Origin of the sequence: Micromonospora sp. NPDC049366 (assembly GCF_044466625.1) — a bacterium.
Lineage (GTDB): Bacteria > Actinomycetota > Actinomycetes > Mycobacteriales > Micromonosporaceae > Micromonospora.
In genome coordinates this window covers 155,036-181,315 of record NZ_JBITMV010000017.1, presented here as the reverse complement: position 1 = coordinate 181,315, position 26,280 = coordinate 155,036, and the positions used below count along the sequence as shown (strand labels likewise).

The 26,280-nt window shown below is 74.0% G+C and carries 19 protein-coding genes; 16 read left to right on the top strand and 3 right to left on the bottom strand.

Annotation, left to right across the window (positions count from 1 at the left end; translation table 11 throughout):
* Positions 1-280: 280 nt before the first annotated feature.
* Positions 281-1,120 carry an NAD-dependent epimerase/dehydratase family protein gene (locus ACIBTV_RS23975; protein WP_396708245.1) on the bottom strand — a complete coding sequence of 280 codons (840 nt, stop codon included), beginning with the start codon at positions 1,118-1,120 and terminating at the stop codon, positions 281-283.
* Between the two features lie 66 nt (positions 1,121-1,186).
* Positions 1,187-1,609 (bottom strand): pantetheine-phosphate adenylyltransferase, encoded by a 423-nt coding sequence (gene coaD, locus ACIBTV_RS23970; RefSeq protein ID WP_396708244.1) that lies wholly within the window; start codon positions 1,607-1,609, stop codon positions 1,187-1,189.
* A gap of 101 nt (positions 1,610-1,710) precedes the next feature.
* On the opposite strand from coaD, the gene ACIBTV_RS23965 reads away from it, so the two are divergent.
* From ACIBTV_RS23965 to ACIBTV_RS23940, 6 genes are all read left to right on the top strand, one after another.
* Complete coding sequence (locus tag ACIBTV_RS23965) at positions 1,711-2,946, top strand: low temperature requirement protein A (RefSeq protein WP_396708242.1); 1,236 nt, start codon at positions 1,711-1,713, stop codon at positions 2,944-2,946.
* A gap of 104 nt (positions 2,947-3,050) precedes the next feature.
* Complete coding sequence (locus tag ACIBTV_RS23960) at positions 3,051-4,448, top strand: hypothetical protein (protein ID WP_396708240.1); 1,398 nt, start codon at positions 3,051-3,053, stop codon at positions 4,446-4,448.
* Between the two features lie 66 nt (positions 4,449-4,514).
* The gene (locus tag ACIBTV_RS23955) at positions 4,515-5,759 is read left to right on the top strand and encodes an AAA family ATPase (protein WP_396708238.1); all 1,245 of its coding nucleotides are present in this window, start codon (positions 4,515-4,517) and stop codon (positions 5,757-5,759) included.
* Entirely contained in the window at positions 5,756-7,006 is a 1,251-nt protein-coding gene (locus tag ACIBTV_RS23950) for a VWA-like domain-containing protein (RefSeq protein ID WP_396708236.1), read from the top strand. The genes ACIBTV_RS23955 and ACIBTV_RS23950 overlap by 4 nt, the downstream gene beginning before the upstream one ends.
* A 277-nt stretch (positions 7,007-7,283) precedes the next feature.
* On the top strand, positions 7,284-9,437 hold the full coding sequence (locus ACIBTV_RS23945) for an MMPL family transporter (protein ID WP_396708234.1): 2,154 nt from the start codon (positions 7,284-7,286) through the stop codon (positions 9,435-9,437).
* Positions 9,438-9,605: 168 nt separating this feature from the next.
* Positions 9,606-12,683, top strand: a complete 3,078-nt coding sequence (locus ACIBTV_RS23940) for an NACHT domain-containing protein (protein WP_396708232.1) — start codon at positions 9,606-9,608, stop codon at positions 12,681-12,683.
* A gap of 21 nt (positions 12,684-12,704) precedes the next feature.
* Here ACIBTV_RS23940 and ACIBTV_RS23935 read toward each other — a convergent pair whose 3' ends face one another.
* Complete coding sequence (locus tag ACIBTV_RS23935; RefSeq protein WP_396708230.1) at positions 12,705-13,688, bottom strand: hypothetical protein; 984 nt, start codon at positions 13,686-13,688, stop codon at positions 12,705-12,707.
* A 140-nt stretch (positions 13,689-13,828) separates the two neighbouring features.
* On the opposite strand from ACIBTV_RS23935, the gene mptB reads away from it, so the two are divergent.
* From mptB to ACIBTV_RS23885, 10 genes are all read left to right on the top strand, one after another.
* On the top strand, positions 13,829-15,310 hold the full coding sequence (gene mptB / locus ACIBTV_RS23930) for a polyprenol phosphomannose-dependent alpha 1,6 mannosyltransferase MptB (protein ID WP_396708228.1): 1,482 nt from the start codon (positions 13,829-13,831) through the stop codon (positions 15,308-15,310).
* Complete coding sequence (locus tag ACIBTV_RS23925) at positions 15,307-16,560, top strand: glycosyltransferase 87 family protein (RefSeq protein ID WP_396708226.1); 1,254 nt, start codon at positions 15,307-15,309, stop codon at positions 16,558-16,560. The genes mptB and ACIBTV_RS23925 overlap by 4 nt, the downstream gene beginning before the upstream one ends.
* A gap of 35 nt (positions 16,561-16,595) precedes the next feature.
* Positions 16,596-17,045 carry a ribonuclease domain-containing protein gene (locus tag ACIBTV_RS23920; protein WP_396708225.1) on the top strand — a complete coding sequence of 150 codons (450 nt, stop codon included), beginning with the start codon at positions 16,596-16,598 and terminating at the stop codon, positions 17,043-17,045.
* A gap of 153 nt (positions 17,046-17,198) precedes the next feature.
* The gene (locus ACIBTV_RS23915) at positions 17,199-17,579 is read left to right on the top strand and encodes a barstar family protein (RefSeq protein WP_396708223.1); all 381 of its coding nucleotides are present in this window, start codon (positions 17,199-17,201) and stop codon (positions 17,577-17,579) included.
* A gap of 1,080 nt (positions 17,580-18,659) precedes the next feature.
* Positions 18,660-19,598 (top strand): hypothetical protein, encoded by a 939-nt coding sequence (locus tag ACIBTV_RS23910; protein WP_396708221.1) that lies wholly within the window; start codon positions 18,660-18,662, stop codon positions 19,596-19,598.
* 55 nt (positions 19,599-19,653) lie between these two features.
* Positions 19,654-20,823 (top strand): hypothetical protein, encoded by a 1,170-nt coding sequence (locus ACIBTV_RS23905; protein ID WP_396708219.1) that lies wholly within the window; start codon positions 19,654-19,656, stop codon positions 20,821-20,823.
* A 16-nt stretch (positions 20,824-20,839) separates the two neighbouring features.
* On the top strand, positions 20,840-21,268 hold the full coding sequence (locus ACIBTV_RS23900) for a hypothetical protein (RefSeq protein ID WP_396708218.1): 429 nt from the start codon (positions 20,840-20,842) through the stop codon (positions 21,266-21,268).
* 45 nt (positions 21,269-21,313) lie between these two features.
* Positions 21,314-21,565 carry a hypothetical protein gene (locus ACIBTV_RS23895; RefSeq protein ID WP_396708216.1) on the top strand — a complete coding sequence of 84 codons (252 nt, stop codon included), beginning with the start codon at positions 21,314-21,316 and terminating at the stop codon, positions 21,563-21,565.
* A 2-nt stretch (positions 21,566-21,567) separates the two neighbouring features.
* Complete coding sequence (locus tag ACIBTV_RS23890) at positions 21,568-24,804, top strand: hypothetical protein (protein ID WP_396708214.1); 3,237 nt, start codon at positions 21,568-21,570, stop codon at positions 24,802-24,804.
* Positions 24,801-26,279: a hypothetical protein gene (locus tag ACIBTV_RS23885; RefSeq protein WP_396708212.1), complete on the top strand. Its 1,479-nt coding sequence runs from the start codon at positions 24,801-24,803 to the stop codon at positions 26,277-26,279. The genes ACIBTV_RS23890 and ACIBTV_RS23885 overlap by 4 nt, the downstream gene beginning before the upstream one ends.
* Position 26,280: the final 1 nt, after the last annotated feature.

Sequence of the window (26,280 nt, the reverse complement as noted above, 5' to 3'; positions counted from 1 at the left end):
GATCAACACAGGCGCGGCCAGCGGCCGGACCCCACCACGAGCCCCGTCAACCCTCGCCGACCAGCACCAACAGGATGCAACTAGCCCCCAGAAGTTACTCGCGGGCAAGCCGCGACGGCGGGCGTCAACGGCGAGCCGGGTCGGCAGGTTGGGTTGAGGCAGCGGCGACCGATATCAGGGCGATGCCGTCTGCGTCGACTGCTCCTCACAATCCAGTCACCCGCCCAGCGCTCGCGGCCGGCCGTCGCCGTGTCGAGGCCCCCCCGGAGTTGCGCGCCCGTCAGCGGTCGTTTCCCGCGCGCAGCCAGGCGATGTAGTCGGCGGCGGCGCGCTCGGTGTCGTACTCGGGGACGTAGCCGTCCGCGTTCGAGGTGGCCCGGCCGGAGGCCACGTTGTAGGTGCGGTGGCGCAGCTTGTCGGCCAGGTGCAACAGGGCGATCGCGCGCCCGGTGTCCTTCACGTAGCACAGGTCGAGGGCGTCCTCGGCGTACGGCGTCCCGGCCTGCGACGACAGGTCGAGATCGGTGCCGCGGGCGGCGGCGTGCACGAGGGCGGGCGCCGGGAAGAACGGGTCCTCGTGACCGCCCGGACCCCAGGTGCCGGAGATTCGGTAGTTGACGACGTCGAGACCGGTGGCCTCGGCCAGCCAGTCGTCGAGCAGTTCACCGATCTTCTTGAAGGTGGGGATGACGTGGAAGGAGTTCATCGGCAGCGGCAGGTCCTCCCGCAGGGCGCCGGTTCCGGGAGCGCCGTGGTAGACGCCGATGGTGCTGGCGACACCCACCCGCCGTACGCCCCACTCCTCGGCGACCTGGAAGATGTTGAGCAGGCCGCCGAGCGCCTCGCGGGTGGCGGGGACCGGCGCGTCGGCCCCGACGGGCCAGGGCATGGAGCCGGCCAGGTGGACGATCCCCGTGATCTTGTGGCGGGCGCCGAGGGCGAGCAGGTCCGACAGGTCGGTGACGTCACCCCGCTCGATCGCGACCTTGGTGTCGGCGAGGACGGGCGGCAGCCCGGTGGCGCGGCGCTGCACCAGCACGCACTCCTCGCCCTGGTCGAGCAGCGCCCGAACGGTGTGCGACCCGATGAAACCCGTACCCCCGGTGACCAGGACGGCCATGATGTGTCTCCCTCCGAGACAAACGGAACCCTGTTCCACAACTATACGGAACAAGGTTCCGGATCATCAACCCGGGCGCGCTTCGCGCACCGCGGTCGACGACACCGCGGCGAGTGCGGGCTGCGCGGGCAGAAACACGGTGGGGACACCCAGCGACTGGTTCATCGCGGCGAGCCGGTGCTCGGCCTGGAGGTCGGTGGTGTTGCGCACGCCGCGGACGATCACCTCAACGCCATGGCGGCGGCAGTAGGTGGCGGTCAAGCCGCGCCAGGCCGCCACGGTCACGGAGGTCCACTCGGCGGGCACGATGGCCCGGACGGCGGCCGCGCGCTCCTCCTCGTCGGTGTCCGGATGCTTGCCGCTGTTGACCGCGACGAGCACGACCACCTCGTCGAAGAGCCGGCGTGCCCGATCCAGCACATCCAGATGTCCTTCGGTGAAGGGATCGAAGCTGCCGGGGTAGACGGCCCGTATGCCGCTGTCGCTCATGGCCCGACTGTAGGTACCGACCGTGGGAGGCCGCCGACGGCGGACGCAACTCGTCGGCGGCGGGCTCGTTGGTGCGACAAGGGGGCGGACGGAGGCGGACGATGGCGGCGCGACACGGTGCCGACCTGCTGCGTCCTCCCACGAGTTCGGGCCGCGCGACGTTCCTGGAGCTCTTCTTCGACCTGGCCTTCGTCGTCGCGCTGACCCAGGTCTCGCACCGCTTCGCCGACCTGGGTGACGACACCGGCTGGACGCTCGTCACAGGGTTCGGTCGTACCCTGCTGCTTTTCATGGCGCTCTGGCTGGTCTGGTCGCACACCACCTGGATCACCAGTCGCTACGAACCGGAGCGATCGATCATCCAGGCCGTCGTGGTCGGCACCATGCTCGCCGGCCTGGTCATGGCGGTGACGCTGCCACGGGCCATGGAGGAGCGCGCGCCGGCGTTCGCGGCCGCGTACCTGACGGTGACGGTGGTGCGGCCGCTGGTCGTCGCGGCCGCGCTGCGTGGCCATCCCCGGCGGCTGGTGCCGATCCGGCTCGCCACGTGGGCTGTCGCGAGCACGCCGCTCTGGCTGGCCGGCGCGCTGGGCCCGGAACGACTTCTCCCGCCGCTGTGGGCCGCTGCCGTCGCCGTCGACTACCTCGCCTGGGCTCTGGGCTGGCCGGTGCCGTGGCTCGGGGCCTCGGCGGTGCACCGCTGGCGCGTCGCGGGGACGCACCTCGCCGACCGTTACCAGCAGATGTTCCTCATCGCGCTCGGCGAGTCGATACTGGTCATCGGCGTCGTCTTCGGCGGCACCGACTACTCCGTGGAGCGGGCAGCCGCCTTCGCGGTCGCGTTCGCCACCAGCGCGTTGCTCTGGCGGATCTACTTCTACCGTGCCGGTCTGCTGCTGACCGACGCGTTGGGCCGGGCAGGCATGCCCGGCCGGCTGGGCACGGCGTTGGAGCGGACCCATCTGCTGATCGTGCTCAGCGTGCTCGTCACCTCGGTCGGCTACGACCTGGTGATCGACGATCCGTTCGGGCCGCCGCGACCCACGTGGCTGCTGTTCGTGGTCGGTGGTCCGGTGCTCTTCCTGCTCGCCCGGGTGCGGCTGGAGCACGAGACCTTCGGCCGGGTCTCCCGATCCCGGGTGATCGGAATCGTGGCCCTCCTGCTGCTCACACCGGCGATGGCCTACGGGGCGCCGATGCTCGGGCTGAACGTCGTGGCCGGAGTGCTGGCCCTGGTCGCGATCCTCGACGCGCTACGGAGCCGGGGACGGCCGTCGGAGGTGCCCTCCCCGCCGATCGGGCGGGCCACGTCCGGCGATCGCGACCCCGAGGCGTGACCCGCGCGGCAACGGCCTGGCGCGGCTCAGGCCGGGACGCTACGCTCTGCCGCGATGAATCCTTCTCTCAGATTGGGGGTCCGGTTCGTGCAAGGTGAGTGCTGATGCGCTCTCCGGCCGCGAACGCGGATTCTCGCCTCTCCCTCTGGCGGCAGGTACGCGAATACGCCGTGCCGCCCTCCATGATCGAAGCCGCGACCGCTCGTCGTCACGTCGGTGACTGGGCCGGAGCGTGCGCCGCCGCTCGCGTCGACGTCGACCTCGACCTGCGCGCCGTCACCCGCGACCACGGCCGTGAGCTGGCCGCCCGGCTGCGGGCTGATCTCCGGCACCTCGCGCCGGACCTGTTGCGCTGGCATCTGCCGAGGATCGCGCCCGACGGCCTGTTGCGTCCGGGCCTGACCCTCGCACTGGCCTCGTACGGCCCGACCGAACACGACGATGCCGAGCCGGTGCATCTGGTGGTCCGGACGCCACCGGCCTGGGCGGACGCGGGACAACGAGTCAGCCTGACATTGTGGACCGGGTCCCGTGACGAGGGCAGCCAAGCCCGACCGCGTCCGCACCCCGACCGTCGGTACCGCCTCGACCTGCACCGTCACCTGTGGGACGTACGACGATCCGACGAGCTCCGGAGCCGGTCGGGTGCCCGGCAGCCGCCCCTCGAAGCCGCCACCGCCACGTGCCCGGATCCCTCGTGGAACGCGCTGCGGGAAGGCGGTTACGCGGTGCACCGGTGGGCCGCCGAAGCGGCGCTCCTGCTCCGTGCCGAAGGCCGGACCAGCGGCGGCGTGGCGGTGCGTCTCGGCCCTCGACGTCGTCTGCTCCTGGACATCGCCGCGGCGGGGCCGGGTCCTCGGCCGCCCAGCGCACGGATCGCCGGAGCGTCGCGGGCCGGTCGGGTCGCCGGGCTCCCGGTGCTGCCCGACGCGGCGACCTGGACGGCACCTGACCTGGAACTGCTGCGGCACGGGCTGATCGAGGTCCACCAACTCCACCCGCTGGTGGCCGCCGCGCTGATGCCCGGTCACCGGGCGGCCGGCCCTCGGCCGTCCCCGGACCCGGCAGCAGCGCCACGCCTCGTGGCCTGCCGGGGAGCCCGGCACCGCATCGGCCTGGTCGACGGCGTGCTCACACCCCTCGACCACGAACCGGCGGAGATCCGCCGGGAGGAGCTGCTGGCCGCGCTGACCGGCACCCCGCTGCCCTGCCTACAGGCGATCGACGAGGCACACCGCCGACCGGAGTGCCTTCCCGACATCCGCGCCCGCCTGGACCACGGCGACGTGGCCGGAGCCCTGGCCACCGTCGAGGCGCTGCTCGGACCCGACGCGCTGCTACGCGACGGCAACCTGCGCGACGAACTGGAAACCGCCGCGCAGCGGCGGATCACGTTCGGGCTGTACCGGGCCGGGCTGACCGGACACACGCCCAATCCACCCTGCCGTGACGTACGGCCCAAGCGTGGTCGCTCCCACCCCCGTCACGCGATCACCCGCTGACCAGCGGGCCCTCAATTCTTCGTCCGGCTTCCACGCCGGCCTGACACGACTCAAAGGTGATCGCAGATGCTCTCCGCCCGTACCTCGCTCGACACCGCCCCCGCGTCGCAGCTCGACGTTGCCGCCGACCTGGTCGCGCTGTTGTCCGACACCGCCACCGAGACCCGCGCCAACCCGCAACTGGAGGCGCTGACCCTGGCCGTGGCCGCCGACCTGCCGGTCCTGCTGTGGGGCGAGCCGGGAATCGGCAAGACCGCCGCGCTGACGCAGCTCGCCGCGTCGCTGAACCTGCCGCTCACGACCGTGATCGCCAGTGTCCACGAGCCATCCGACTTCGCGGGGCTGCCGGTCGTCGGCGACGACCCGGCCCTCCAGGGCGTGCCGATGGCCCCGCCCGACTGGGCTGTGCGCCTGGTACGCGCCGGCCGCGGACTGCTGTTCCTGGACGAACTGTCCACCGCCCCGCCGGCCGTGCAGGCCGCACTGCTGCGTCTCGTGCTGGAACGGCGCATCGGCAGCTTGCGCCTACCGGCCGAGGTCCGGATCGTGGCCGCCGCCAACCCGCGATCCTCGGCCGCCGACGGCTGGGAGCTGAGCCCGCCGCTGGCCAACCGCTTCGTCCACCTGCAGTGGACCCACGACCACGACGTCGTCGTACGCGGTCTGGGCGGGACCTGGCCCCGGGCGGCACTGCCTCAGCTCGACCCGGAACGGCTGTCGGAGGCCGTCACCTTCGCCCGCCGCGCCGTGTGCGGCCTGCTGGCGGCCCGCCCGGGGCTCGTGCACCGGATGCCCACCAACGAAGCCGGCCGTGGTGGTCCGTGGCCGTCGCCGCGCAGCTGGGAGATGACCCTTCGTCTGATCGCCTTCGCCACCGCGGCCGACACCACCCGGGAGGTCCTGTCGATGCTGGTCAGAGGTGCCGTGGGCGACGGCCCGGGGTTGGAGCTGCTGGCCAGCCTCGACCGGATGGACCTTCCCGACCCGGAGGTGCTGCTCGCCGACCCGGCCGCCGCCGCCCTGCCCGAGCGCGGCGACCTACGCCAGGCCGTCCTGGACGGCGTGGTGGAGGCCGTACGCCAACGACCGGATCGCCGCCGCTGGGATGCGGCCTGGGCCCTGCTGGTCCGGGCGCTCGAGACAGGCGCCCCGGACCTGGTGGTCGTCCCCGCCTCCACCCTCGCCCGGCTGCGTCAGGAGGACTGGGACGTCCCCGCGTCGATCGAGCGGCTGGCTGGGGCGGTGTCCCTGTCCCGACGGGCCGACCAGACGGCGACCCGGATCGCCGCCGCCGCGGGGGCCGCCCGTTGAGCACCGACCACGCCGGCTCCCTGGACCGGGACAAACTCTTCACCGCCCGACTGCACGCCGCCCGAGCCCGGCCCTACCTCGCGACAGCGCTGTTCGCCCTGCACGTCGTCGAGTCACGGCAGGTACCCACGATGGGGGTCGACCCGCACTGGCGGTGTTATGTCTCGCCGGCGTTCGTGGACCGCACACCGGTGGAGGAGCTCGCCGGAGTCTGGGTGCACGAGGTCTCACACCTGCTCCGCGACCACCACGGGCGCGGCGACCGGGTCGCGCGGGAACGCGGGCTGACTGGGCCGGGGGAGCGGCTGCGGATGAACATCGCCGCCGACTGCGAGATCAACGACGACATCTTCGGCGATGGGCTGGTCCGCCCCGACGGTGCCGTCGATCCCGACTCCCTGCTGCTGCCCGCGGGACAGCTCATGGAGGACTACCTGCGGCTGTTCCGGCTCGGCCCGCGTACCCAGCATCTGGCCTGGTTGGACTGCGGCAGCGGCGCCGACGGGCTGAAGCGGGAGTGGGACCTCGGATCCGACGGCGCGCACGCCCTCAGCGCGCAGGAACGGGACGCGGTGCGGTTCCGGGTGGCCGAGGGCATCAGCGGCCGACCGGGAAACGTCCCCCAGGGCTGGCGCCGATGGGCGGAACAGGCGTTCCACCCGCCGCAGCCCTGGCGGGAACTCCTGGGCGCGGCGGTCCGCTCGGCGGTCTCCGCGCCCGGCGTGGGCGAGGACTACACCTACGGCCGGCCGTCGAGACGCTCCGCCGGCACACCCGGCATCGTCCTTCCGGCGCTGCGGCGCCGACCCCCGACGGTCTGCGTCATCATCGACACCTCCGGCTCGGTCAGCGACGCCGAACTGGGCAGTGCCCTGCTCGAGGTCGCCGCGATCTCTCGGGCCGTGGGCGGCCGCCGCGACCTGGTCACCGTGCTGCCGTGCGACGCGGCGGCCCGGACCGTACGCCCACTGTGTCAGGCCGAGGACATCGCGTTGATCGGCGGTGGGGGTACGGACCTGCGTGCGGGTTTCGCCCGCGCGGTCCGGCAGAGCCCACGCCCGGACGTCATCGTGGCGCTGACCGACGGGCAGACGCCCTGGCCCGCGGCGCGGCCGCCGGCCCGGACCGTCGTCGGGCTGTTCCAACGAGCCGCCAGGTGGGACGAGGCGGACGGCGACTACCGGCCGGACCACCCACCCGAGTGGGCGCGCGTGGTCACCATCGGATCCCTTTCCAACGGGCGCTGAGACCAGGCCGTGTCGCCCGGGGCGATGTCGCACGGCACTCGCACGGCTGGTGAGTCTCTCACCAGCACGGTTTGCGGCAATTCGGCACGACGAGCGCGCAGCCGCCACCACGGGTCTCCGCGACGGCAGGTTGGCGTGAACGACGTCACGCCAATTCGGCGCAAGTCGGTGAACAGACCCGGCCGAAACCCGTTCGCAAGGGCGTGAGGTTGAACTCGACTTTAGACATGCTGGCTGGGGCGCATGCGCCGGTGGACCCATCTTGGAAGGTCCTGAGGTGAACCGACTGCTGTCCCGGATCGGGGCGATGTCCGTCGCGCGCCCCTGGCTGACCCTGACCGCCTGGGTCGCCGTCCTGGTGCTGGCACTCGGCCTGGCCGGCACAGTGGGCGGCACGCCCCGCGACGACTACGACGTGCCCGGCACCTCGTCACAGGCCGGCACGGACCTGCTCCGGGAGCGGTTCCCCGACCTGTCCGGCACCGAGGCACGGGTGGTGGTGCACGACCCGGACGGCGGAAAGCTGGATCCGGCGTTGCTGGACCGGGTGGCCGACGCGCTGGGCACGGTGGACCGGGTCGGCGTCAGCGGCCCGGCTCAGCTCTCCGCCGACGGCGACACCGCGATCATCGACGTCCGCTACACCGTTCCCGTGACCGACCTCGAGGCCGACGCCATGGACCAGCTGCGTACGGCCACCGGACCGGCGCGAGATGCGGGCCATCGGGTGGAGTACGCAGGTCAGGTTCCAGAGGGCGAGAAGTCCGCCAGCCACACCGGCGAGCTGATCGGCGTGCTGGTCGCACTCGTCATCCTGATCATCGCCTTCGGGTCGGTGGTGGCGGCCGGATTGCCGATCATCGCCGCGCTGATCGGACTCGGCATCGGTTCGTCGGGAATCCTGCTGCTGGCCGCGCTCACCGACATCGGCACCACCGCGCCAGCCGCCGCCGCGATGGTCGGCCTGGGCGTCGGCATCGACTACGCCCTGCTGCTGGTGACCCGACACGTCGAAGGCCTGCGTGCCGGACTGGAGCCACGGGCTGCGGCGGTGCGGGCCACCGCGACCGCCGGCCGGTCGATTCTCGTGGCCGGCGCGATCGTGTTGATGTCCCTGTTCGGGTTGCTCTTCTCCGGTCTCGCCGCCTACCGCACCTACGGGTACGCCACCGCGATCGTCGTGGCGACGGTGATGACCGCGGCGATCACCCTGGTACCGGCGCTGTGCGTGCTCAGCGGCCGGCGGATCATTCGCCGTCGACCCGCCGAGAGAGCCACCGAGCCGCAGCGGCCACCGATGACCGCCCGCTGGGCGCAGCGGGTGGGCCGACGTCCCGCCGGTTGGGCCCTGCTCGCCCTGGCGGTCCTGCTACTGCTCGGTGCCCCCGCACTGACCATGCGGACCTGGCCGCAGGACGCGGGCAGCCAGCCCACCGAGAACACGGTCCGCCGGGCGTACGACCTCATCGCCGCCGAATTCGGACCCGGCGCGTACGCCCCGCTCGTGGTGGCCATGGACCTGACCGAAGTACCGCAGGAGTCCGTGCCGGCGCTGCGAGACCAGATCGCGGCGGTGCCGGGCGTGGCGATGGTCTCCGAACCGCTGGTGGCACCCGACGCCACGGCGGCCGTGCTGACCGTGCAGTTGCAGTTCAGCCCGCAGGACGAACGCTCCGGTGAGCTGGTGAACCAGCTACGCGCCGACGTGTTGCCGGCCGGCGCGGAGATCACCGGGGTGACCGCCGTATTCGTCGACATCGCCGACCTGCTGGCCGAACGGCTGTGGCTGGTGGTCGGCGTGGTGGTCGGCCTGTCGCTGATCCTGCTGACCATCGTGTTTCGCAGCGTCCTGGTGCCGATCAAGGCCGCGCTGGTCAACCTGCTCAGCGTCGCCGCCGCGTACGGCGTGCTGACGGCGGTCTTCCAGTGGGGCTGGGGCAGCCAGTTGCTCGGGGTCGACCATCCGGTGCCGGTCTCGACCTGGGTTCCGCTGCTGCTCTTCGCTGTCCTGTTCGGGCTCTCCATGGATTACGAGGTTTTCCTGCTCTCCCGGGTCAGGGAGGAGTGGCTGGCCACCGGGGAACCGTTCCAGAGCGTGGTACACGGTCTGGCCGCCACCGCCCGGACCATCACCGCCGCGGCACTGATCATGGTGGTGGTGTTCGCCGGCTTCATGACGAACGCCGACATCGTCACGAAGATGATCGGCGTCGGGTTGGCCACCGCCGTCGCCCTGGACGCCACGATCGTCCGGCTGGTCCTGGTGCCGGCGACGATGATGCTCTTCGGCCGGGCCAACTGGTGGCTGCCGGGGTGGCTGGACCGGCTGCTGCCGGCCGTCGGCCGGGCGAACACCGGCCCCGAAGGCCTCCCCGGCGAGTCCGCGGCGGCCGAGGAGACCCGTCCGGCGGAGACGGTCAGCGCACGCTGACCCGCCGCATCACCGGCCCGGACGCCCTGCCCGGGCCGGTGATCTCTGCAGCCTGGAGCTGGCATGGCATTGGTCGGCGGCACCCATCGCGCCATAGTCGTGGCACCGGCCGGTCGGCGACCGGTGTGGGGGGCGGCGCGGCTGGCCGGCAGCGATCACAATCGGGCCGTGCGGCGTCGGATGTGGAAGTGGGGCCTGCTCGCCGTCGTGGCGGCGCTCGCGGCGGGCGGCTCCGCCTGGGTCTGGTGGCGGTACGACTTCGAGAAGGTCAACTGGACCTGGGGGGTGGTCGCCGGGTTCATCGGGCTCTACCTGCTGCTGGACCAGGTGTTCCGTCCCCAGCCGGCGGATCTCGCCGCGGCCGGGGCGCAGCGCCGGGCGGCCGCCGACGAGTTGGCCGAACTGATCCGTCGCGACCCCACGGACGAGGCACTGCTGCGCGCCGTCGATGAGCCGTACCCGCTGCCCGTGCGCTGGCACACCGCGCCGGACCGACTTCTCCCCTCGTGGCGGGCGATCGGCCGGTCCAGCGAGGCGACCCCGATCGACCTGTCCGGGCGGGACGGCGCACTGTGGAGCTGCTACCGGTCGGTGCCCTCGGGACGACTGCTGCTGCTGGGGCCACCCGGCTCCGGCAAGTCGGTCATCGCGTTGCGAATGGCCCGGCAGCTGCCGGTGCACCGGGAACCGGACGAGCCGATCCCGGTGCTCCTGCCGGCCGACTCGTGGGACCCGGACCGGGAGACCCTCCCGGACTGGCTGGTCGACCGGATCGGCCGCCGGTACCCGCGCCTCGCCGCCGCGCATCCCCGCCGCGGCGCCGTCCTGCGCGACCTCGTCGAGACCGGCCTGGTCATCCCCGTCCTCGACGGGCTCGACGAGGTGCCCGACGAGCGGCTCGTCGCCTGCATCGAGGAGCTGAACGCGTTGCCGACGCAGCGGTTCGTCCTCACCTGCCGAACCTCCGTCTACGAGCGCTACCTGACGCAGGGGGAGAAGCTGCGCGGCACGGCCGTGGTCCTGCTGGCGCCGCCGGCACCCGCCGAGGTCGCCGACTACCTGGTGGACGCGGCCCCCTACCACCAGGTCGACAACTGGGCGACGGTGGCCGCCGCCCTCGGCGCCGAACCGCACCTGACCGGGGCGCTCTCCACCCCGCTGATGGTGACGATGGCCCGCAGCGCCTTCGACCAGCCGGGCACCGACCCACGCGACCTCCTGCCGGTCGCCCGACAGCGGCGCCGCCGCACCGTCGAGGACGACCTGCTCACCCGGGCGGTGGACGCCGCCCTGCGGTCCCGCCGGGGCGGGCAGGGCCTGCGCCGCTGGGATCCGGTCAGGGCCCGCGAATACCTGGGCACCCTGGCCGCGCACCTGGAGTCACTGGACGTCCGCGAGTTCCGCTGGTGGCAGCTGCCGGCCGCGCTGCCCGGATCCTTCTGGGCGGTCGTCGCGGGTCTCCGGACCGCCCTGGCGGTGTGGCTGGCGTCGACGCTCTCCCGGGACGCGCTCACCGCGGTCGCCGCCCTGGTTACCGACCCGGCCACCGGGAACCTCCTCGACGTGCTCGCCGACGGGACCGGTGGCCTGACGCTCGCGGCCTTCGTCGCGGGCGCGGCCGTCGCGCTCGCCCGCGGCGATGGTACGGCCCAACCGCGCCGGATCGCGTACGTCGGCGGAGGTCGAGCCTTCCGCGTGGGACTCGTCAACGGGCTGGTCGGCGGAATGCTCCTGGCCTTCCTGACGTACGCGCTGCTGTCCGGGATCGCGTCGCCGAGCAGGCAGCTGGTCGGGCTGCTGGACGCCGTGCCGGGGCTGCCGCCCTGGTCCGACCCGGCCAGGGCGGCGGTGCTGGCGGGCGTGCTGTGGTGGGCGTACCGAATCGTCCGCGTCGGGCTTCGCGTCGACGTCTCGGCACCCGCCGATCTCGGAGCGACCAGCGTGGCCGAGACCGTCGAGGCGGACCGCGCGGCCACCGTCGCCCTCGCCCTGTCGAGCTGCGCGATCGCCGTGCTGCGGGTGCTCGTCCTCGCGGGCCTGCTGCGCCTGGCCGGGGTGCTCACCGGGACACCGCCCCTGGCGGCGCTGCTCTACGCGGGGACGGGCCTCGGCCTGGGGTGGTGGCTGCTGCGCGACGGCGGCGGGGCGTGGCTTCGCTTCGCGGTGGCCCGGGCCGCGCTCGCCACCCGCGGACGCACCCCGCACCGGCTGCTCGCCTTCCTGGCGTACGCCGAGGCGGTGGGCCTGCTGCGGCAGGGAGCCGGCGGCTACCGGTTCCGGCACGCGCGGCTGCAGAGCCGCCTCGCCAGCGGGTCGGCGGCCGGGCGGCGGGGGAGCCGACTGCGTGAGGACTTCGGCGTCGAACTGGCGCGGGCCGGCTACTGGACCGAGGCGTTCGGGGTGTTCGCCGGCATCACGCGGTTCCGGTCGGTGAGCATCGGACACGCCGACGACCTGACCGTGGCCGCGTTGCGCAAGGCGCTGCTCGCGGGCGCGGCGGCCGGCGAGTGGACCCGGGCGGCGGAGCTGCTGACCCTGGTGCCGCCGCCCGCCCCGCCGGCAGACCCGACGATCCGTCCCGCCGACGGCGACCGGGTCGGTGAGCAGCGGCACCGGGTCGCCCGTCTGATCGCCGACGACGCGCCGCTCGCGGAGCTGGTCGCCGCGGTCCGGGACCTGCGCCGGGCCGAGCCGGGGGCCGGCACCGACGGTCTGCTGGCCGTCCTGCACCTCGCGGGCGGCGACACCGACGCCGCGCTGGCCCTGCTGCGTCAGCGCGGCGCGGCGGACGCCGACGACGAGCCGGCCGACCGGCTGCCGCCGATCGCGGCGGGGCTGCTCGCTCGGCTGCTCACCGACCGGGGCGATCCCGCGTCCGCCCTGCGGGTGTGCCACGAGGAGCTGCTGCTGGCCGACTACCTGCCGGACGACGACGACCTGCTCACCGCCGCCGAGACCTGGCGCTGGTCGGTCGAGGTGATGCGCCGGGTCACGGACGAGCGGGCCGTGCTGCTGCACCGGATCCGCGTGGCCCTGGCCGACCGGCGACGGCACCGCCGCGGAGTCGAGTTCGGCCGACGTGAGCTGGCCGAGATGGGGCTGCAGGCCTGCCACGCGTTGATCAGCCACCAGACGCTGGGCCCGCTCGCCGTCGCGCTGTCCCGGCGGCTCGCCGTCCTCCTCGCCGACCCGCGGATCGTCGCGCGGACGGTCAGCCGCAGCGCTCCGATGTGGCACGGCGGCTGACCGGGCGCAGGCGGGCGATGGTCAGCGGTCGCCGGTCGGCTGGGGTGGCACGGTCGGCGCGGGCGGTGCCGTCGGTTGGGGCTCCGGTGGTGCCGTCGTTTGGGGTGCCGGTGGTGCCGTCGGTTGGGGCGCCGTGGGTGGCGGTGGCGCGGTCGACTGGGACTCGTCGGCGGCGGGCGGGGCCTCGGTGCTGGGAGGCGGTAGGGGGCCGGGGTGTGGGCGGTGGCGGTGCGCGAGCAGCTCGTCGATCCACCGTGCGGCGGCCCGCTGCCGGTCGAGCATGTGCCGCCGTGCCTCCGCCAACTCCTCATCGGTGTCGCTGTCGCGGTCGGTGTCGTCGCCGCCCCGCCGCGCGTTCAGGATCGCCGCCCACCGTCCGCTGAGCCGTTCCGCGTGCCTCGCCTGTCGCAGGTGTTCGTCGAGCTCGCAGTCCAGTGTGACCAGTCGGTCCACGTGCGGCTGGAGCGACTGTCTGATCCGGTCGTCCAGGCGGACCGCGACGTCCGGCTCGCAGGTGACCCGGACAGCGCCGCGTGGGTAGGACCACGGCGATTGCGCGGCGAGGACCCGTTGCAGGTGGGTCTCCAACTCGGCGGCGCGCTGCGGGGCGATGTCCCGGGCGGCGTCGGTGGCGAGGCGGGTCAGCCGGTGGATCGCGTGCGGCATGAAGTAGCCGGCGTACCAGCTGAGCGTCTCGGCGCGCAGGCTCGGCGTCGACGACCAGGTGAACGTGGCGCGTAGGTGGAAGTTGTAGACGTAGCCCTTGGCCGGCACGCTGATCAGCCGGGGCGCGTCGCGCTGCTCCACGAGCGGGTCGGGCGGGGGCGGGGTGGGGTCCGGTCGCGCGGGTGTCTCGTCCTGCAGCGAGTCGGCGAGCCGCTCCCAGTGGTGTCGCAGCCAGCGAGCCACCCGGACACTCCGGTCCCGGGTGGAGGTCAGGCCACGTAGTCCTCGCTGACGCCAGCGGCCGGTGGCTGTCGGGTCCGCGTCGGGGCCGTCCGTCATGAATCCCTCCCCGCTCCGCGATCCCACGCTAACAACGGGTAGCCGATCCTCCCGCCGCCACGCCGACGTGACACCACCGCGTCGCGTGACGATCGTCGGGTGGCCGTCTGCCGGTCAGCTGCGGACGACATCCTGCCTGGGTGCGCAGACTGCCCACCGTCCACGGATACCGGCTGCTCGGCGGCGCGGGCGCCACACTTCTCGCCGGTGCCGGCCTGGCCGCGGGCGCGCTGCCGATGGGCACCCAGGCGTCGTGGTGGAGCGCGTTGCGACACCTCGCGGGTCCGGCGTTGCTCTGTGGGTACGCCGGCCTGACCCTGCTCGCCGTCGCCTGGTGGTGGGCGGGCCGGGACCTGCGCCGGACGCGCCGGGTCGCGGCGGGGCCCGGGGCGGGACGGCTCGACCGGCGGTCCACGGCGCTCACCCTGGCCTGCTGGGCGGGGCCGCTGCTGCTCTGCCCGCCCCTGTTCAGCCGGGACGCGTACAGCTATCTCGCGCAGGGCGCGATGGTGCTCGCCGACATCGACGTCTACCGGCACGGGGTGGCGGCGCTGGGCGGTCGGCTCGCCGCCGAGGTGCCGCTGATGTGGCAGCAGACGCCCGCGCCGTACGGGCCGGTGTTCCTCGCCATCGCCGCCGCGGTGTCGGCGCTGACCGGCGGCAAGCTGGTGCTCGGTGTGCTCGGGCTGCGCCTGGTGGCGTTGGCCGGGGTGGCCCTGCTGGTCACCTACCTGCCCCGGCTGGCCCGGCACTGCGGGGTCGACCCCGGCGCCGCGTTGTGGCTCGGGGTGCTCAACCCGCTGGTGCCGCTGCACCTGATCGCCGGCGCGCACAACGAGGCGGTGATGCTGGGGCTCCTGGTCGCCGGGCTCTGCCTCGCCTTCGACCGTCGGTTCGAGGTGGCCACCGTGCTCGTCACCCTGGCCGCGCTGGTGAAGGCCCCGGCGGTGGTCGGTCTGCTCGTGGTGGTGTCACTAGCCACCCGGCACGCCGGGCGTCGGGCCGCGCTGGCCCGCACCGCCGGGTTCGCGGCGGGCACGGCCGCCGCGGTCACCTGGGCCACCGGCATCGGGTACGGCTGGGTCGGCGCCCTCGGCACCCCGGTCTACCGGCACAGCTGGTCGCTGTCGAGCGCCCTCGGCCGCGGGGCGACCCGGCTGGCCGCCGCGCTCGGGCTGGATCTGGGTGACGGCCCGATGCGGCTGTGCCTCGCCCTCGGGCTGGTCGCCGCGCTCGTCTCCGCCGGGGCGGCGTGGTGGTGGCGACGGCGGCTCGGGCCCGCGTACGCGTCGGGGTTGGCCCTGGTGGCGGTGGCGCTGCTCGGCCCGGCGACCCGGCCCTGGTACGCCCTGTGGGGGCTGGTCCTCATCGCGGCGGCCGCGCCGGACACGTGGCCGGCACGGGCGCCGGCGGGCCGGGCGGCGCCGAGCGCGTGGGTGCGCCCTGCGGCGGCGTGCGGGGCGGTGGTGCTGGCGTTCGTGGCCCTGCCCAGCGGCTTCGGACCCGACGGGACGCAGGCGCTGCTCGCCGCCGCCGGGGTGCTGGTCGGCCTGGTCGCGGTCGGCTGGCTGCGGCTGCTCACCGTCGCGGTGCGGCCCGTGCCGGTGCCGGTGATCCGGTGAGCACCGCGCGACCCGGCACCGTCGGGGTGGGACGCGGCACCCTGCGCCGCGCGCTCCTCGTGACCGGGCTGGCGGCGCTGCTCGGGGTGCTCATCGCGGTGCTGCCCGGCCATCGGGGCTGGTTCGACGTCGGGGTCTACCACGGCGCGGTGGGCTACTGGGCGCGCGGCGGCGACCTCTACGAGTGGGTGACGTGGAACGGGTACGGGTTCACCTACCCGCCGTTCGCCGCGGTCAGCATGCTGCCGATGGCGGCGCTGGCCTGGTATCCCACGATCGTGGCGCACCTGGCGCTCACCGCGGCGGCGACGGTGTTCCTGCTGGTGCTGCTGGTGGACCCGCTGGCGCGGTGGGCGGGGTGGAGCCGGTGGTACGCGTTCGCGCTCGCCGCCCTGCTGCTGGCCGGGCTGAACCCCGTGCGGGACACGATCAGTTTCGGTCAGGTCAACCTGCTGCTCGTTGCCCTCGTCTATCTGGACCTGTGGCTGCTGGAGCGCGGCAACCGGGCGGCGGGGATCGGCATCGGACTGGCTGCGGCCATCAAGCTCACTCCTGCGATCTTCATCGGCTACCTGCTCGTCACCCGACGTCGGCGCGCGGCGGCCACCGCCACCGGCGCCTCGGCCGTCGCCACCGCGTTCGCCGCCGTCGTCGCCCCGGACGCCTCACGCACCTTTTTCACGGAGGCGCTCTGGGACACCGAGCGGATCGGCAAGCTCGCGTACGTGTCGAACCAGTCGCTGCTCGGCCTGGTCGCCCGGCTCGACCGGGACCACCCGGACCGGCGGCTGTGGCTGGTGCTGGTCGCCGTCACGCTGGCGGTGTGGGTCGTGCGCTCCCGCCGGGCCGTCCGGGCCGGGGACGAGCGGGCCGGCTTCGCGCTGACCGGGATCACCGCGTGCCTGGTCAGCCCGATCACCTGGGTCCACCACCTGGTGTGGCTGGTGCCGGCGTTGGTGGTGGTCGCCGCGTCGACGCTGCCGTGGCCGCCGGCCGACCGGGTCGCCCGTCGCCGGCTGCACGCGGGCCTCGCCGGGTACGTGGTGCTGTCCAGCGGTCTCGTCTGGGTCTTCGCCAACGATCCGGGCAGCGTGGCCGGCTTCGTCGGTGGCAACGGCTACGTCTTCGTGTCGATCGCGCTGCTCGCGTTTCTCCCGCTCGACCGTTCACCGGACATTGTGGAGCAGTTAGGGCGGAAGCCCTGTCGCGATCACCGGCTCCGGGACAGAATGATCCCGGTCCAACAGTGACTTGGATCGATGTCTCGGTACGGTCTGGAGGCAGCATGTCCACCCTCGCATCCCCGTCCTCGACGCTCGGCGCGACCCGCCGGCTCACCGCCACCCTCGCCCTGCTCGTCGCCATGGTCGCCGCCGCGCTCGTCGGCCCGTCCGTGGTGGCGCCCACGCTGACCGACTCGGCCTCCGCGGCCGTCTACAGCTCCTGCACCATCAGCCGCTGCGCGGACGCGCGTACGGCCCGATCCGGCTGGTCCGCCAAGGGCTTCCCGACCAGCCGCGGCTGGTACAGCTGGAGCGGCGGCCTCTCCAACTTCGCGGGTGGCCGGTTCTACAACTACGAGGGGCAGCTACCGGCCAACGCCACCTACTACGAGTACGACGTGTACCCGCGTCAGTCCGGCGCCGCCCGCGACGCGTACCGGATCGTGGTGAACAAGAGCACCGGGGTCACCTGGTTCTCGCCGAACCACTACGGGGACTTCTACCGCCTCTGACCGCCCCGCCGGGGGCCGGGTGGCGACGCCCGACGCCGACACCCGACCCCCGGCACCCGCGCCCGCGACCGGCGCGGACCAGCTGCCCGGCGTTCCCGCGCCGGCACCGACCAGCCGTCCGGCGTTCCCGCGCCGGCGGCCGAGGAGATCTCGATGTCCGACCAGGACGACGATCCGTCGAGCGTTTGGCTGACGGTCGGCCGCTCCGCCGCGGATGATCCCGCCGATCCCGCCGATCCCGCGATGGTGCCACTCGACGGCGCCGCGACCCGCACCCGCGACGGCTTCTTCACGGCCCTCGCCGAGGCGCTCGCGCTGCCGCCCCACTTCGGCCACAACTGGGACGCGCTCGCCGACGTGCTGCGCGACCGGCTCGCCGCCGCGCCGCTGACCCTGCGCGTGGACAACGCCGACGAACTACTGGCCGACGAGCCCGCCGGCCAGTACGCCCGCTTCCTCACCGTCTTCACGGACGTCGCCGCCGACGCGCCCCACCCGCTGCGGGTCGTGCTGCGCGACCTGCCACCCGGCTGAACCACGCCGGTCCGCACCCGCCGCCCGGCGGCCGACTCCACCCCAGGACAGGGACATGGATGTACGTCCTGTCGAGCTGCCCCATATCCGGGGCAGCCCACCGACCACCGACGACCGACCACCGACGATCGACCACCGACCACCGACGATCGACTACTGCGGGCGACCACCGACCACCGACCGGCGACCGCGGGCTATTGGCCACCGGCCGGCGACCGCGGGCTATTGGCCACCGACCGGCGACCGCGGGCCATCGGCCACCGACGGGCTGGCCGGCCGACATCGGCGGGCGATCAGCGACGGCTGACCAGCGACGGCCGTGGATCGAAGGCCGACCACTGACCACTGACGGCCGTCCACCGATCAGCGACGGCAGAGCACTGACGGCCGACCGCCGACCACTCGGCCCCGCCATCCACCGCCGGGACGCTGTCTGCTCGGTGCGCCTCCCGGCTCGGCGTATGGTCCCCCGCCTGGGGTTGCCTGGTCTGTCGCTCGAGTCTGTCGTTTGGTGCGCCGCCAAGTCGGCCGCAATGCCCTGTCGCCTCGTCTGCCGCCCGGATCTGTCGCCTGGTGCGCCGCCCCTCCTCGCCTAATCTGTTGCATCTCCCGCCGTGGCGCACCGCCCGGGTCCGGGGCCTGATTCGCAGCACGGCCCGCCGCCGGCCGCCGCGCTACTCAGCGCCCCATTTCTGGGGCAGGTCGACAGGTTGTCCCTGGGCCTTGGGTCGCCCTGGGCCGCGACCCGTCCGGGCCTGCGACCCGTCCGGGCCTGGGTCCCGTCCGGGCCTGGGTCCCGTTCACGCCCGCGCCCATCACCTCGCCGCCGGGCCCGCGTCGGGCCACGCCGTGCCGGGCCCGCGTCGCGCTGCCCGCGTCGGGTCGCGTCCAGGGACTCGTCGGGCCGGGCCGGGCGGGGTGGGCCGGGTGCGGGGCTGGCTGTGCGGTTTCCGACATCCGGCCCGCGGAGGGCTCGTGTGACGGTCGTGGTGACGGTCGCGTGACGGGCGGTTCGCGATCCTTCCCTCGCAGCCGGGCGTCAGGCCCCGGCGCGGTGCGGCGGGGGAGGCGACGGGCGCGATGGACTTCGTCGACGGGGTGCTGGTCCGGCTCGCCGACCCGGGCACCCGGGCGGCGGTCTTCGACGACGCGTCGCTGGCCCATCTGGTCGAGGCGGCGTACGACACGGAGGCGATGCCGGTCGGTCCGCCGTACGCGGCCGTCTTCGACGAGCTGACGCTCGGCTTCGCCGCCGCGCCGGTCGCGCTGGCCGAGGGGGAGTGGATGGACGCCGCCGGGACGGCGCGTACCGAGCTGCGGATGCGGCTGCACGGGGTGGGGCCGGCGCCGTTGCGCATCGACGCGTTGTGGCGGGGCAGCCTGGTGGTGCGCACGACCCCGGCGCGGGACCGGGTCGAGGACCTGGACGTGGCCGTACCCTCGTTCGACGTCGACCCGGAGATCGAGGCCGACCTCGGGAGTTTGCCGACCGACCCGGCGCAGCTGGAGGCGGAGCGGCGAACCCGGCTGGTCGGCCGGCTCCGCGCCGGCCTGCACCAACCGGCCGCGTTCACCGACGCGCACCTCGACCGGTTGCTCGTGGGGGTCGGCGCCGTCGACGTCTCCGACCTGGTGGTCCGGATGCGCGGGCAGGCCGCCGGTGCCACCGTCCGGCTGCGGTACGCGGCCCCGCCGGCCGCCGCGCCCACCCCGCGCCCGTTGCCGTTCGCCGCCGCGGTGCTCGTCCGGGACAAGGGTTTCTCGCTGGCCGACCTGCTGGTGGAGAGCCGCCTCGTGCGGGCCCGGGCCGAGGAGCTCGGGCTGGACGTGGCCGCGCCGGAGGACGTCCGCCGGCGGCACCGCATCGTCGCCGTGTGGGTGGTCCCCGCCGAGACGTTCGACGACGACGACTGGCCCGGTGGCGACACCGGCAGCGACGCGCAACGCCGGGCCGCCCGGTTCGCCCGGGCCGGCCAGTGGCTCGCCCGGGAAGGGATCGGGCTGGCCGCCGTGACCTGACTGGCGCCGGCACTCACCCAACGACCGCAGCAGCAGCTTCCGTACGGGAGGACCCGTGGCACCGACAGCAGCTTTCCCGTTCATCGAGGTCAGGATCGTGCCGCCACCGGCCCCGCTGGCCCAGCGCTCCCCGGGCGTCATCGCCGTGGTCGGCAAGGCGCCCGCCACGGCCGACGGCGGCGCCGCCCCGGCCAACACCCCGGTACGGATCGAGACGCTTGACGACGCGGTCACCAACTTCGCCCGCCGGCAGGCCGGCAACGTGGTGCGCAACGCCCTCTACAACTCGCTGGAGCTGGCCTTCCTCCAGGACCCGCGGCCGGCCAAGGTGTACGGGGTCAAGGTGGCCGGCGACGACTACGCCGCCGCGCTCAGCGGCCTGGAGGCCGCCGACGACGTGACCATGGTGTCGCTGGCCAACGAGAGCGGCGTCGGCGCGGCGGCCGGGGCCAACCCACCCACCGGGCTGCACGCCCTCAAGGCCCACGTGGAGACCCTCTCCGCGGCCGGTCAGCGGCGCATCGGGTTCGCGATGGTCAACCCGGCCACCGAGAAGAGCCCGACCTACGTCACCGACATCACCACCGCCGTGAACCCGCTCAAGAGCAGCACCAGCCGGATGATGATGATCGCCGCCCGGGGTGCGGACGGCGACGCGGCGACCGCGGCGATGGCGGCCGTCGCCGGGCTGCCGGTGCACCACAGCATCGTGCTGAAGAAGATCCGGGGCGTGACCATCCCGGTGGCGAAGCAGTACAGCCCGGCGGAGATCAAGGGCCTCTCCGAGGCGAACCTCACGCCGATCATCGACCCGAGCCTGATCACCGGGGAGAGCCTGCACTTCGCCGACGGGCGGCTGTTCACCTCGGACGCGAGCGTGCTCTACCTCGACCAGCAGCGCACCACCGACCAGATCGAGTCGATGCTGCGTGCCGGGCTCATCGGCCTGGTCGGCGACGCCCGGATCACCAAGCCGGGAATGACCCTGCTCAAGACGCAGGTCGACGGGATCCTCGGGCCGCTGAAGCGGCAGGCGGTGATCGACGACTACCGGATCGAGATCCCGGTCCTGGACATCCTCACCATCCCCGAGGCCGCGCGGACCCCCACCGACACCTCGATCGTCACCGCCGCCCGGGCCGACCGGACCGTCGACCTGGTCGTCACCGTCACCTACGGCCCGGCCGTGAGCCGCCTGCTGGTCACCCTCGTGACCAAGTTCTGACCGGAGGAACCAGACCATGGAGTGGAAGACCCGCCTCGCGGTGCAGTACACCAAGGGCAGCGAGACCGTGCTGATCAGCCCCATCGACTCGTTCAGCCCGTCCTTCTCGCTGAACGTCGAGGCCCTGCACTCGTGCGAGGTGACCCACCTGGGGGTGATCCACGCCCCCGTCGCGATGAACTTCACGATGACGGTGAAGGCCATCGGCGACGTCGCCGGCCGGCTCACCAAGCTGGCCCTCGACGGGGAGCTGTTCGACATCGCGCTGCTGGAGCACACCGGCGACGACTGGTCCTTCTCGTCGTTCGTGCTGCGCGACTGCCTGATCACCAGCGCGACGCCGACCACCGCAACGATCTCCGGCGCGCCCGCGGCCACGTTCAGCGGGTTCAGCCTGGCCGCCGCCGTCGACCCGAAGACCGGCGACGCGTCCGCGTTGCCGTAACCGCCGGCCGACCACCGAACCGTCCCCGCCCTCACGGAGGTGCCCATGTCGACCACCGGCCGCGCCGCCCGGGTCACCCGGACCGGACTGGCGCTGGTGCACGCCGGCGAACTGGTCCTGCCCGCCGCGGGCAGCGAGGCGGAGGCCGAGCAGGTGGCCGAGGACGATCGCGCGGTCATCGCGTACCACTTCCCGGTGGAGATCGAGGTGGTCGCGGCCGGTGGCGCGGTCGACGCCGACGCGCTCGCCGACCTGGCGCTCGCCCGGCTCGCCGAGCACCTGGACGGGCGGGCGTAGCCATGGCGATCTCGGTGCACGTGCCGGTGCGGATCCGGCTCGACGCCGGCTCGGTGACCGGCCGACCCGAGCAGGTCACCGAGGCCCTCGCTGCCGCGCTGGCCCGCGCGCTGGAGCGGTCCCGGCGGGAGGTCGTCGCGCCGCGCGGCGGCTACCTGGAGGTGCGGACCGAGGCGCCGACGTTCGCGTGGACCGGGGCGGACCGCGACCGGATCGGCCCGGCCGCGCGCCGGGCGTTCGAGGCGCGGCTGCGCCAACGGGTGACCGAGGTGGTGGCCGGGGCGGGACTCGACCCGGGCCTCCCGCCCGGCGTCGCCGTGCCGCTGAGCCGGCCGGCGGCGGAGCTGTTCGACCCGGCCCGGATGCGGCACCTGCTCGCCGTCTACCGGGTGCCGTCCTACGACGACGCCGGTGCGGGCACCGAGCTGCCGGTCGACGGCGACGAGCCGCCGCCGGTCACCCACCGGTGGCTGCTGCGGCCGGTGACGTTCCTCGTCGACCACTTCGCCGAGCTGGCGCGCGAGGCGGTCCGGCAGCACGGCGGCCTACCGTCCGGCACGCCGCAGGGTGTCATCGCCCGGGTGGTCGAACCGGGCGGAGGGCAGGTGTGGCTGGTCATGGTGACCACCACGCCGCTGTCGTTCCTCACCTTCGACCGGTTCGGTGAGACGGTCTACCGGCCCACCCCGACGCCGCACTTCGAGATCGAGCCGCGGACGCCCAGCCCGCAGCCCGGCACCGTCGACCGGCGGCCCGTCGCCGACCGGGGCGCCCTGGTGTCCATGGTGGAGGAGGAGATCGGCGACGACATCCGGGTCCGGCTGCGGCGGGCGCAGCCGCGCGGCGAGACCACCAGCGTCGACGAGTACGCGGCGCAGGTGGAGCGGGCCGTCGCGGCCGAGGTGAACCGGCGGGTCGACGGGATCCTCACCTCCCTGGGCGGCGCGACGCCCACCAGCCTGATCGTCGTCCGGGTGGGCGGCACCTCGCTGCTGCTGGTCAGCACCGAGGCCACCGACGCCACGCTGCACTGGACGGGCCGGGCCAACCTGCTGCCGATCACCGTGGAGCACCGGCCGGCCACGCCACCGGACCCGAACGCCCCGCCCGGCGGCAGCGTCGACGACGGCACCGGCGCGGGCCCGGGCGGCGGCACCGGCTCCGGCGGCGGCCGCAGCGGCGGCGGAGCCACCGGCGGCGGTGGTACCGGTGCCGGCGGGACCGGCACGGCCACCGGCGCCCGCGACGGTACGGGCACCGCGGGCGGCACCGGCGACGGTACGGGCGCCGCCCAGCGGGGCGGATTCGTGTTCGACCCGAGCGCTCCGGCCGCCCCGGACGGCACCGAGGGCAGCCGATTCCCCCTGGTGACCGGGGCCCGCGCCGAGATCCCGGCCTGCGGGTCGTGCAACGGTGAGCCCGAGGTGGACGCGCTCGGCGCCGACGCCGACGAGCTGCGCCGGCTGATGGACGAGATCGCGTTCCGCCTGCAGATGACGAAGCCCTGCCGCTATCCGGCCACCTTCTGCCTCCAGGCCGCCGCCGTGCTGCGCGCCCGGGCCGCCGCGGTCGGCGTGCTCGTCGGCACCGCGGAGCGGGAGGGCTTCAGCCGGCCCGTCCCGGAGGGCACCGGCGGGCTCGGGCCGCTGGACTTCCGGCCGGTCGCCTCACCCGCCATCCAGTTCCTGCGTCACCTGGCCGGGGTGGTGCCCCGCCTCGACCACCTCGCAAAACGGATCATGGAGCTGTACCGGCAGCCGGAGCACTGGGCCCGGATCCGCGGCGGCTGGATCGAGAACCCGTCGTCGTGGAGCCTGCACTTCCTGCACGAGTTCACCCCGGCGATGAAGGACGCCGTCGGCACGATCTTCGTGATCGGCAACAAGGCGATGCTGGTGCAGCTGCTGCTGACCTCACGCCAGGGCATCCAGGCCCGGATCACCAACTTCGCCCGGTACGCGCCGATCTTCGAGCGACTCATCGTCTCCCAGCTGACCGACTACGCCGAGCTACAGGGCCTGCGGGACCGGCTGCGCCGGCACGAGACGGCCCGGACGGTGCTCCACCAGACCAGCGCCGGCGGGGGGACGCTCGCCACCGCCAGCGTGGTCAACCCGTCCACCGCCTGGTACGGCGCCGCGCACTCGCTCGCCGGCGCGTTCCTCGCCGCCGAGGCGTCCTTCACCAGCCCCGGCGCCGCCGGCGAGATCGTCGAGCGGGACGGGGTGGCCCGCGTCCGGGACTCGCACGGTGTGCTGTGGACCGTCGCCGAGATCGAGGAGGCGCTGGTCATCCAGCGGGGCGAGGCCGAGGGCATCGACCCGCTGGTCAAGCAGATCAAGGACCTGCCCGACGTGCTGGCCCGCTTCGCGGGTGACCGCACCGCGATCCGCACCGAGCTGTGGCGGGTGCTGCACGACATGCAGCGCAACAACGCCGAGATGCTGGAGCGGGCGCGCGGCGACGCCGGTTTCGCGTTCCGTTCCAGCCGGATCAGCGAGCACATCCCGTCGGCGACCCTCCCCGGTGGCCGGTACGCCCTGCAGGGCATCCACCTGGTCACCCACCAGCAGATCGGCGAGTTCTTCGGCGGCAACGCCTACTACACGCTCGGCGTCGACGACCTGTTCAGCGGCGAGCTGGGCCGCCAGGCGCTGTCCGCGTTCGCGCTGACCATCGGGATCATCGCCCTGTCGGTGCTCTGCCCGCCGCTGGGCTTCGCCGTGGGCGTGGCCGTCGCCGTCGGTGACGTGATCCACGCCCACCAGCGGGAACGGCTCTACGGGGCGCTGATCGACCCCGAGCTCGTGCTGACCCGCGCCGAGGTGGAGGTGGAGCTCTTCGCCGCGTACCTCGGCCTGGCGCTGTCGCTGGTCCCGGAGGTCGGCACCATCGGCGGCGCGGTGGTGCGCGGCGGCCGGATCGCCGTGCGGTACGGGCTGCGCGCCGGACTGCGCGCCGCCCGCGGCTACGTGGTGCGCCGGGTCACCCGGCAGATCATCGAGGCGGCCTCCCGGGACCTGCTCCAGGCGTTCATCACCGAAATCCTGATCAACGAGGTGTTGGAGCGGGTGGTGCAGAAGCTGATGGAGCCGATCCTCGCGTACGTGGAACGGGAGGCGATGCTGCGCGGCGCCGTCGGCGGCCCGGAGGGCGCCCGGTTCATCCTCATGGTGCTCGACTCGCCGCCCGGCGGCGCGAGCGGCGGCACCCCTCGCGCGCCGGTGGTGCGGCCGTGACCCCGCCCCGCCGGTTCCGGGCCGGCCGCTTCCTGGACGCCGCCGCCGTGCACGCCGCCGCCGACGCCAACCCGCGCCTGCGCCGCTTCGTGCGTACCGTCGCCGGGCACAGCGAGGCCGGCGACGCCCGCGCCCGGCGGCTGCTGGAACACCTCATCCGGCGCATCGTCGACGACGTCGGCGACCTGCACCTGGGCAACGCGGTGACCCGACTGGAGCGCATCGCCGTGCTGCGGGAGAACATCGCCGCGATCCTCGACCACGTGCTGGAGGGCGGCACCCTGCCCGACGGGGTGCGCGTGGAGACGCTGGGGGAGTACTTCGACCAGCTCAGCACGGAGATGCGGGAGCTGAGCCGCCCCCGCGACGGCATCGTCGGCGACGCGCCGCTGCGGCTGGCCGACGACGCCGGCGCGTACGCCGACTCGCTGCTGCGCGAGTTCGAGGCCGACGGCGGCGCGGGCGGCCGGCACGCCGAGCCGACCGTCGCCGTCGCCGACGCGTTCCGGGCCCTGCCGGCGGACCGGCAGGCCGCCCTGCGCCGCGCCGCCGAGCTGGAGCCGCGGGCGCTGTGGCAGGCGGTGGCCGCCGAGGGCGAGGCGAGCAAACGGTCGGCGGTCGCCACGCTGGAGACCCGGCTCGGCGGGCGGCTCACCCCCGACGAGCTGACCCGGCTGCGGACCGCCCTCGACGACCTGGGGCGGGCCCGCAACCGCGGCCTGCAGGTCAGCGACGCCCGGCTGGCGGAGGCCCTCGCGCGGATCGTCGACCCGGACCTGCGCGCGGTCGTCGCCGGCGGGGACGTGTGGCTGACCCAACAGCTGGCCCTGCACAACCCGGAGGCGCTGGCGACCCTCTGGCAGCGGTTCCGCGACCGGGGCGGACGCGCCGACGACGGCCCCGGCTTCCGGGCGTACCTGCGGCACGACATGGTCACCTACGGCCGGGGGGTGCTCGGCGAGTACAGCGCGGCCTTCTCGCTGAGCAGCATCGAGCTGTTCCTCAAGGGACCGGACGCGAACGTCAAGGTCTCCGGCACCGACCTGGTCGGCATCGGCCACGACGGCTGGGTGTGGCTGGTCGACGACAAGTCGCACCGGGCCACCAGCGTCTCCGGCGTCAGCGCGCTCACCGACAACCTGGTCACCAACCTGCGCCGCGACGCCGGTGACTTCCGTGACGCCCTGGCCCGGCTGCAACGCGACGACCCGGGTTTCGTGCCCGACCCGCGCATCATCGACGCCGTCACCCGGATGGAGAACGCCGCCGCCGAGATCGACCGGATCAACCGCACCGGCTCGGCGGCCACCCGCCCGGCACGGATCACTCAGGCCCTGACCGACCAGCGGCTGCGGCTGCGGGTCACCAGCGCGGCCGGCGAGGTCCGCGAGATCACCCAGGCGCTGCGCGACCTGGGCCTGCGGTACGAGCCCACCCGCGCCCCCGTGCCGCTGCCCCCGACCGGAGGTCGTTGAG